Source organism: Imperialibacter sp. EC-SDR9 (assembly GCF_902498805.1).
Taxonomy (GTDB): Bacteria; Bacteroidota; Bacteroidia; order Cytophagales; family Cyclobacteriaceae; genus Imperialibacter.
Genome location: NZ_LR701603.1, coordinates 59,407 through 67,096, shown reverse-complemented (window position 1 = coordinate 67,096; position 7,690 = coordinate 59,407). Strand labels below are relative to the sequence as shown.

At 47.6% G+C, this 7,690-nt stretch carries 6 protein-coding genes; 2 read left to right on the top strand and 4 right to left on the bottom strand.

What is annotated here, in order from left to right; genetic code table 11:
• Positions 1-288: 288 nt before the first annotated feature.
• The 3 genes from GC130_RS22090 to GC130_RS22080 all read right to left on the bottom strand — a co-directional run bounded on the left by GC130_RS22090 (position 289) and on the right by GC130_RS22080 (position 6,057).
• Positions 289-2,961, bottom strand: coding sequence for an ABC transporter permease (locus GC130_RS22090; protein ID WP_201568500.1), 2,673 nt, complete (start codon positions 2,959-2,961; stop codon positions 289-291).
• The gene (locus GC130_RS22085) at positions 2,958-3,296 is read right to left on the bottom strand and encodes a PadR family transcriptional regulator (RefSeq protein WP_152000532.1); all 339 of its coding nucleotides are present in this window, start codon (positions 3,294-3,296) and stop codon (positions 2,958-2,960) included. The genes GC130_RS22090 and GC130_RS22085 overlap by 4 nt, the downstream gene beginning before the upstream one ends.
• Positions 3,297-3,405: 109 nt before the next feature.
• Positions 3,406-6,057 (bottom strand): ABC transporter permease, encoded by a 2,652-nt coding sequence (locus GC130_RS22080; protein WP_226940574.1) that lies wholly within the window; start codon positions 6,055-6,057, stop codon positions 3,406-3,408.
• Between the two features lie 164 nt (positions 6,058-6,221).
• On the opposite strand from GC130_RS22080, the gene GC130_RS22075 reads away from it, so the two are divergent.
• Positions 6,222-6,479, top strand: a complete 258-nt coding sequence (locus GC130_RS22075; RefSeq protein WP_152000531.1) for a DUF6364 family protein — start codon at positions 6,222-6,224, stop codon at positions 6,477-6,479.
• Positions 6,479-6,904, top strand: coding sequence for a PIN domain-containing protein (locus GC130_RS22070; protein ID WP_152000530.1), 426 nt, complete (start codon positions 6,479-6,481; stop codon positions 6,902-6,904). The genes GC130_RS22075 and GC130_RS22070 overlap by 1 nt, the downstream gene beginning before the upstream one ends.
• Here GC130_RS22070 and GC130_RS22065 read toward each other — a convergent pair whose 3' ends face one another.
• Entirely contained in the window at positions 6,905-7,675 is a 771-nt protein-coding gene (locus tag GC130_RS22065; RefSeq protein ID WP_152000529.1) for a hypothetical protein, read from the bottom strand. It lies immediately after the preceding gene.
• Positions 7,676-7,690 lie beyond the last annotated feature (15 nt).

Genomic DNA, 7,690 nt, shown 5'->3' with positions numbered 1-7,690 from the left:
TGTCAGATAGAACCATGTGCTTTGCTTGTATATCTTTGAATGTCAGATACTTAAATATAAACAAGCGCACTGGTTTTATCTATTTTTCCTCCCCAATATTTCAACGTTTTATTAATCGAACTCAGGTTATGAGTAAAGTAGGTTAATTATCACCTATTCGAAAACAAACTGTCTGATGCCAAAAAATATCTTCCTTTCCTGATAATCAACCTGAGACATTTCAGCACAAAAAAAGCTCCAGAATTTCCGGAGCTTTTTCCTTACCCATTTATTAGTCTATCATTCATGCTATTCTGATCTCAGACTCTTGATAGGGTTCATTCTTGATGCCTTGATCGACTCAAAGCTGATAGTTAGCACCGCAATACCCAATGCCATCAGTCCAGAAATGGCGAAGACTTCCCAGGTGATGTCGGTGCGGTAGGTGTAGTCGTCCAGCCAGCTTTTCATCAGGTACCAGCCCAGCGGCATGGCCAGCAAAAGAGAGATGAGGACTAGCTTGATGAAGTTGAATGTCAGCAGGCTGAAGATAACCCTGCCGGAGGCTCCCAGCACGATCCGGATACTGATCTCTTTGCCACGTTGCTCCACCATGTAGGCGGACAAGGCAAAGAGCCCGAGACAGGCAACAATGATGGCGAGCACAGCAAAAGTGGTAAAGACCCGGCCCATTGTTTGCACGTCCTCATACATGCGGGCATAGCTTTCATCCAGAAACGAATACCTCATCGGCTGGTTGGGTGCAAATTCATCCCAAACGCTTTTGATAGACACCATTACCTCCTTCATGTTGGATGAGCCTACCTTGACGGAAATGACATCCCCCCATTCTCCATACACCATCGTTAAAGGTTCAATTTTTCCTTTGAGTGACTCAAAATGGAAGTCCTCTACCACGCCAATGATGGTATAAGGCCGCCAGTTTTGTATCCTTTCCCCAACTGGGTTCTCAAAGCCAAACTCTTTTACAAATGCCTGGTTGACAATGATAGAAGACGAATCTGCTGCCATTCCCGGCATGAAATTCCGGCCGTCTACCAGCTTCATTCCAAGGGTTCCGATATAGTCGCTGTCTACATACCAGCGTTGAGCGCCCACGGCCTTGTCTTCCTTGGATTTACCTTCTTTCCAAAATTGATTACCATCCCGCTTGGTGCCAGAAATAGGCAGATACCCACTGATGGCAGCATTTTGAACACCAGAAATATTCGTCAGTTCGGTCTTCAGCGTTTTGATTTTATCACCCAACGTATTGGCCCCCTGAATCAACACCACCTGCTCCTTATCGAAACCTATTTTCTTGTTCAGAATGTATTGCATTTGGCGGTAGATGATAAAGGTGCCAATGATCAACACAATGGATGTGGTGAACTGGAATATCACCATTACGCCCCGCATCTTTGAGCTCCTGCTTCCTCTGCTCAGGCTGCCCTTCAAAACATCTATTGGTCTAAAGCCGGATAAGTAAAAGGCCGGATATAAGCCGGCAAGCACACCAACAAGTATGGCAGCTCCTGCGAGCGTCGGAATAAACCACCACTCGCCCCAGGGCATGGTGAGGGATTTGTCGGCCAGCTGATTAAAAAACGGCATGCCTATCCATGCGAGCAAAATACCGGCAACAAACGACACCCCGCTGTAAAGAACCGACTCGGTAAGAAACTGCCTGACCAGATGGATTCTGAATGAGCCCACGACCTTTCGCATGCCCACCTCTTTCGCCCTATTTGCCGATTTTGCAGTAGACAGGTTGATAAAGTTGATGCAGGCCAGCAGAAGAACGAAGAAGGCAACTCCTCCAAAAAGCCAGACAAACCTGATATCACCCTGCTCCACCATAGCGTGTATGCCGTCGGAATAGAGGTAGACGTCAGCCACAGGCTGAAGCCTGAAGAAGTGGTTCTTTTTTACCTCCCCTACAGATTGATCACCTGTTCTCTCAAGATGCCCCACATAGTGTGTATCTCTTACAGCCAAAAGCTTGGTCTCCAGCTCCTTTGGATCAGTGCCGGGCTGTAGTTCAAAATAGATATTGTAGTTCCAGCAACACCAGCTGGTTTGCTCTCCTTCCCAAAACTCTACCCCGGTCAGGGTGATTAAGAAATCAAACTGCAGGTGTGTGTTGTTGGGGAAGTCTCTCATGACGCCGCCCACTTTGTAGGGCGTTTTTTCATCATCATTCAAAATGATCGCCTTGCCTACCGGGTCTTCGCCGGGAAAGTATTTGCCGGCAACGGTTTGGGAGATGACGATAGAATAGGGGTCGGCCAGCGCATTTTCCGTTTGACCGTACACCATCGGAACCTGGAGTATCTCAAGCAGGCTCTGGTCAGCGTAAACAAAGCCTTCTTCGTATGTATTTTGGCGCTGGTCTGCCCTGCGAAACAAATTGCTTCCAGCATACCACCAGCCGGCATAGGGGATCAGGCGGCCGGACTTAACCACCTCAGGGAATTCAGCCTTGAAGATGCCCGCCGTGGGTGCGGGAAAGGATGTCCATTTATTGGTTTCTCCTTCCTCCTTAAATTCGTTGTATACCCTGTAAATGTTCCCGCCATCTTTATAGAACTTATCGTAACTAAGCTCCTGCTTAATAAAGAGTGTGATGAGGATACAAGCTGCTATCCCCAATGCAAATCCTCCAATTTTGATGGAGGTGTACATCTTTTGCCTGGTCATACTCCTCCAGGCGACTTTCAGATAGTTTTTAAACATGGCTGCGTTATTTGAGTTTTGTGACTTTTTCTTTTTTTGTTTTAATGCAAATGGCTGAAGAAACTGAATGACATTCCAGACAAAAAGCCAGTCCGCCTTCCTTTTGCCAGCTTTAATCAATCTGCGCTCGTAGAGTTCCTCCAAATCGCCCAGCACTGCATCGCTGAGGTGGTCGTTGCAATACCGGCGAAAAAACCGGATGGCCCATTTGGGCGGCCCTGCATTCTGGGGCATCGGGGACTTCATAGGTTGCTTCCTTCCCATACTATTTTGGGCACCTGGCTCCACATGGAATTGCGCAGTTCTTTGGACTGCTCCAGCACTTTTGCCCCGGCATGAGTCAACTCATACAGCCTTTTTTCTCTGCCTCCCCGGCTTTCGGTGGCTCCCCCCATTTTGGATTTGAGGTAGCCTTTGTCTTCCAGCCTCACCAGCGCTTTGTGCGCCGAGCTGATCATCACATTGCGGCCTGTTTGCTTTTCCAGCTCATCCACAATGGCCAGGCCATAGGCATCGTCGTGCAGAATGCCGACAGTTAGCAATACAAGCTCTTCAAATTCACCCAGGTATGTTCCCTTCATTTGTCTATTTGTTTCACCTTTGCCTAAAGTACCTGCATCGAGGTAAAAGGTTTCAGTAGTAATAAAATTTATTTTTCAATGCATGTTAAAAAGTCTCTATTCCGAGGCATCATTCAGCCCTCAAAGACTTCACAGGATTAGCTACCGCAGCCCTGATCGCCTGAAAACTTACCGTGAGCAAGGTGATGGCAAAAGCCCCCAGTGCCGATAGTGCGAAAATGTACCAGGTGATAGCCGTATGGTACTGGTAGTTTTGCAGCCAGTCGCTCATAAAGAAGTAAGCTAACGGCATGGCGATGAAGCAGGAGATGGTGACAAGAATAACAAAGTCTCGGGAAAGCATTTTCCACAGTGTTGCCACCGAAGCACCCAACACTTTGCGGATGCTAATCTCCTTCGAACGCTGTTCCGCCACGTAAGAAGCCAGCCCGAACAGCCCAAGACAGGAGATAAAAATAGCCAGGATGGCAAAGAAAGCTGCCAGGCTTCCTACCCGCTCCTCATCGGCAAATTTTTTGTTGAATTCTTCGTCTACAAAACTGAACTCGAAAGGAGCAGTAGGGTTGTATTCTTTAAACACAGGCTCAATGGTTGCCAGCGCATCCCTCAGCGGCATGTCGGGGTTCAGCCGCATCGTGATCAATCCCTGCCAGCCGTCGCCCAGAAAAACTGCCGGTTGCATAGGGTCGTAAGGTGACTGCGTGAGCATGTCCTTCACTACCCCAACTACGTTGTATTTCTTGCCCCAAAACGTGATGACTTCACCCACGGGATCGTCAAAACCCATGATCCTGACGGATTCCTCATTCAGTAAAGCGGCAGACGAATCGGAAGCCAGCTCATTGGAAAGGTCTCTGCCCTCCACAATGCTCCAGCCGATAGTTTTTCCAAAATCCGGAGATATGTTCACATTCCTGAAGAATACTTCTGACTCCACATTTTTTCCTCTCCAGTCCAGGCTATTGTTATTTCTAAAGTGAGCAGCCGACTGCGACGACCGGGCTACCTGCTCGACAGCACCTGTCTGTAACAACTCGTTTTTCAGCGCAGCAAATAGCCCTGGTTGATCGGTTGTGTTCATGCTAACCGATACAAGTCCGTTGCGGCTGTATCCAACGGGTCGGCTTTTGCCATACTGTATCTGCTGATAGATGATGACTGTGCCGACGATGAGTGCCACCGAAACTGTAAACTGAATGACTACCAGCACCTGGCGGGGAAGCGAAGCAAACCGACCTCCTCTCATCACACCCTTCAGTACTTTCACCGGCTGAAAGCTCGAAAGGTAGAAGGCAGGATAGCTGCCAGATACCACGCCTGTGAAGACCACGAAGCTGAGCGACACCAACCAGAAGGCCGAGCTCCCCCAGGGAATAACTATTTGCTTATCGGCAAGCGTGTTAAAGAATGGCAGGGCAAGCCAGGTAATAGCAACAGCCAAAACAAAGGCGAACAGGGTGATGGTAAGCGATTCGCTGAGGAATTGCCAGATCAGCTGCGTCCGTACCGAGCCTATCGCTTTCCGAATGCCTACTTCCTTCGCACGTTTCTCGCTGCGAGCTGTAGACAGGTTCATGAAGTTGATGCAGGCCAGCAACAACACAAACACACCGATAATCCCCACCAGCCAAACGTATTGAATGCGACCTCCGGCACTTTGTCCGTCGATGGATCCATTGTACAAATGCAGCTTCGCCAGTGGATAAATCAGCAGCTCCTCTTTCCATCCGGTAATGAAGGGCTGTGGCAATCCTTTAATTTGCTCATTGATTTGCGGAAGGTTGGCCTGGTCGTTTAGCAGCACATAAGTCAGGCCGCAGTGATTTGTCCAGCTCGATAAAACATCAGGCGAATTCATCCAGTTCTGCTTGCTTTCCCACGGTAGCAGGAGCCTGGTGCCGTAGAGCGTTGAATTGTGTGGGAAATCTTCATAAACGCCGCCAACCGCAAAATTAGTTGTTGCATCGAGCAAGATGGTCTTGCCCATCGGGTCGGCGTCGCCAAACAGCGCCTTCGCCAGTGAGGATGAAATCAACAACGTAGAAGGATCTGCCAAAACATTGCGGCTGCCCTCTGTCATCCTAACCGTGAACATTTCAGGAAAATCTTTTTGCACCCACATGCCACTACCCGACAGTAGCTTATCGCCGTAGCTGAGCACATGGCTCTGGTTTTTGGAAGCAAGCGACAGACCGTCAAAGTGGTCGCCATATTGCTCTCTGAGGGCAATTCCTGGTGCCATGGCCACCGTCGTACCTGTGTAGGATATGTCTCCGTCAGACTGATGAGCCATCACCTCAGCCAGTCGGGAGCGGTTTTCAAAGTTGGTATCAAAAGAAAGTTCGTCCCAAATCCACAAACCAATGAGCATGGCTACCACCATGCCGGCCGACAAGCCGGAGATATTGATGATGGAGTAACCCTTGTTTCTGAACAGGTTTCTCCAGGAAACCTTGAAGTAGTGTTTTAGCATGGTATAATTATTTGAGTTTATTGATCTATTTGACTTCTTTAAAGCAAAAGGCTGAAGAAACTGGAGCACATTCCAAAGGAAAAACCAGTTGGCCCTACGTCTACCCAGCTTTACGCACCGCCATTCGTACAGCTCGAGCAAGTCGCCCAGCACTGCGTCAGCCAGGTGATCGTTGCAGAACCACGTAAAAAATCTCGTCATCCACTTTGGAGGAGCCAGCATTGTCTCGTTCTCGCTTTGGTCGTGCGGCATTAGATTTGTTTCACCTTTGTCTATAGTACCTGACAAAAAATGAAAGGTTGCAGGAGGATGAGAAAAAATCGCCAGAAAATTCAAAACAAAAACGGCCATGACAAAAAGTGGCAGTTTTAGGGGAAAATATCTTCCCCCAATTCTTTCTTTGCTTAATGAGCATACGTATATTTATGTACATAAAAATACAATTCACACGTATGGAGAAGTTAACATTAAGCGTTCGTGATAAGAGCAAAATAAGCTGGGCCAAGTCCTTCGCTAAAATGAACAATACCAGCCTTAGCCAATTGTTTGAGACTTATATTGATTCGTTGATACAATTTGATGAAAAAAAAGTGACGCTTAGCAAAGAAATTAAGTCTTTGAAACAACCTGGTCAAAGACCCAATGCAAAGGAAATTGAACGCCACCTCCAACAACGAAGGAATAGAGTGGGCAAATCATCCATGAAATAATGAAGAGATTATTCCTTGACGCCAATGTCTTAATAGCCTTTCACTTCAATGATGCAGAAAGACGGCAGCAGAAAGCCATAGATTTCATTTTTTCGGAAATCGAAAAACAACGCTGGGAGGGCTATATCAGCCTAATTACTTTTTATCAACTGCTCTACTTCGTTGACAAGAAGATCAACAACCCTAAAGCTGCCGCCCAGCGTGCTTTTGCCTATTTAAGCGTACTTCAATTGACTCCATTCGACCCAGAAATGCTTTTGCAACAAAAAGTGGAGCTATTTCCTGACTATGAAGATGGACTTCAGCATGCGTGCGCCAGAAGTGGCTTCTGTGACGTTCTTATCACCACCAACAGCACCGATTTCTTTGCTTCTGAATTGCCGGTTGTTGATCCGCTTAATTTTGTTCTGCAATACGGCCTATAGTCACTCCAACAACCACCCCAGCACTCCGCCCATAAATTCACTGCACTGGTAGTCGTCCACTCCATTCCAACTGGTCATGTAAAGCGGCGTCATGCCATCGCCCATCGCTATTACTTTTCCGCCGCTTTTCAGCGTAGTGAAGACCCCGAAAGGCTCTTTTGTTTGGCTGTTGAAGCAAAAGGGCGTGCCTCCCTTCACCACACGACCGCCGTGGTAGGTGACCTTTAAAGGGTTCTTAATAACCGGAGTAGGTTTGGTAAAGCCGCCTGACAATGAGTCTGTACTGTTTTCGCCAAACTGAATGCCAAATGGCCGGATCAGGTCATTTGTATTGGTTTGCCTGAGTGTTGACCAATAGTCTTCTTCCATTACCAGAAACAATGAGCCTCCTTTTGAAACATAGTCGGTAATCGCTTTTACTTCTTCATTGCTGTAAGTGCTGGACGGGATGTGAATAAACAACAGGTCACATTTCGCAAGCTGCGCCGGAGTGATTGCTCCGTTTAAGAATCCCACCTGAGTGCCAAGGCTTCCAGCGTTTTTACTTAACTCCCCAATAAGGTACTCTACCCTGGGCGCATCGCTCCCGGCCGAAGGGTTCATCTTGTTGGGGTTGTTGTAGAATTTTTGCCCATGAGCCACATCCACGAGGATGGTGTGTTTGGCTGACTGGCTCATTAAATGGTTGAGCGAAAAGATTGCCATTGCAATGGTGAGCACAATTTTCCAGTATCCGTGGCTGGCTTCGGCTGTGTTTCTTTGGTTTTTCATTTTCATTTGAGTTTT

What these genes read in the sequence shown, in the direction of transcription:
- GC130_RS22090 (WP_201568500.1), bottom strand. Translation starts at nt 2,961, where the DNA reads ATGAAGTCCCCGATGCCCCAGAATGCAGGGCCGCCCAAATGGGCCATC.
- GC130_RS22085 (WP_152000532.1), bottom strand. Translation starts at nt 3,296, where the DNA reads ATGAAGGGAACATACCTGGGTGAATTTGAAGAGCTTGTATTGCTAACT.
- GC130_RS22075 (WP_152000531.1), top strand. Translation starts at nt 6,222, where the DNA reads ATGGAGAAGTTAACATTAAGCGTTCGTGATAAGAGCAAAATAAGCTGG.
- GC130_RS22070 (WP_152000530.1), top strand. Translation starts at nt 6,479, where the DNA reads ATGAAGAGATTATTCCTTGACGCCAATGTCTTAATAGCCTTTCACTTC.
- GC130_RS22065 (WP_152000529.1), bottom strand. Translation starts at nt 7,675, where the DNA reads ATGAAAAACCAAAGAAACACAGCCGAAGCCAGCCACGGATACTGGAAA.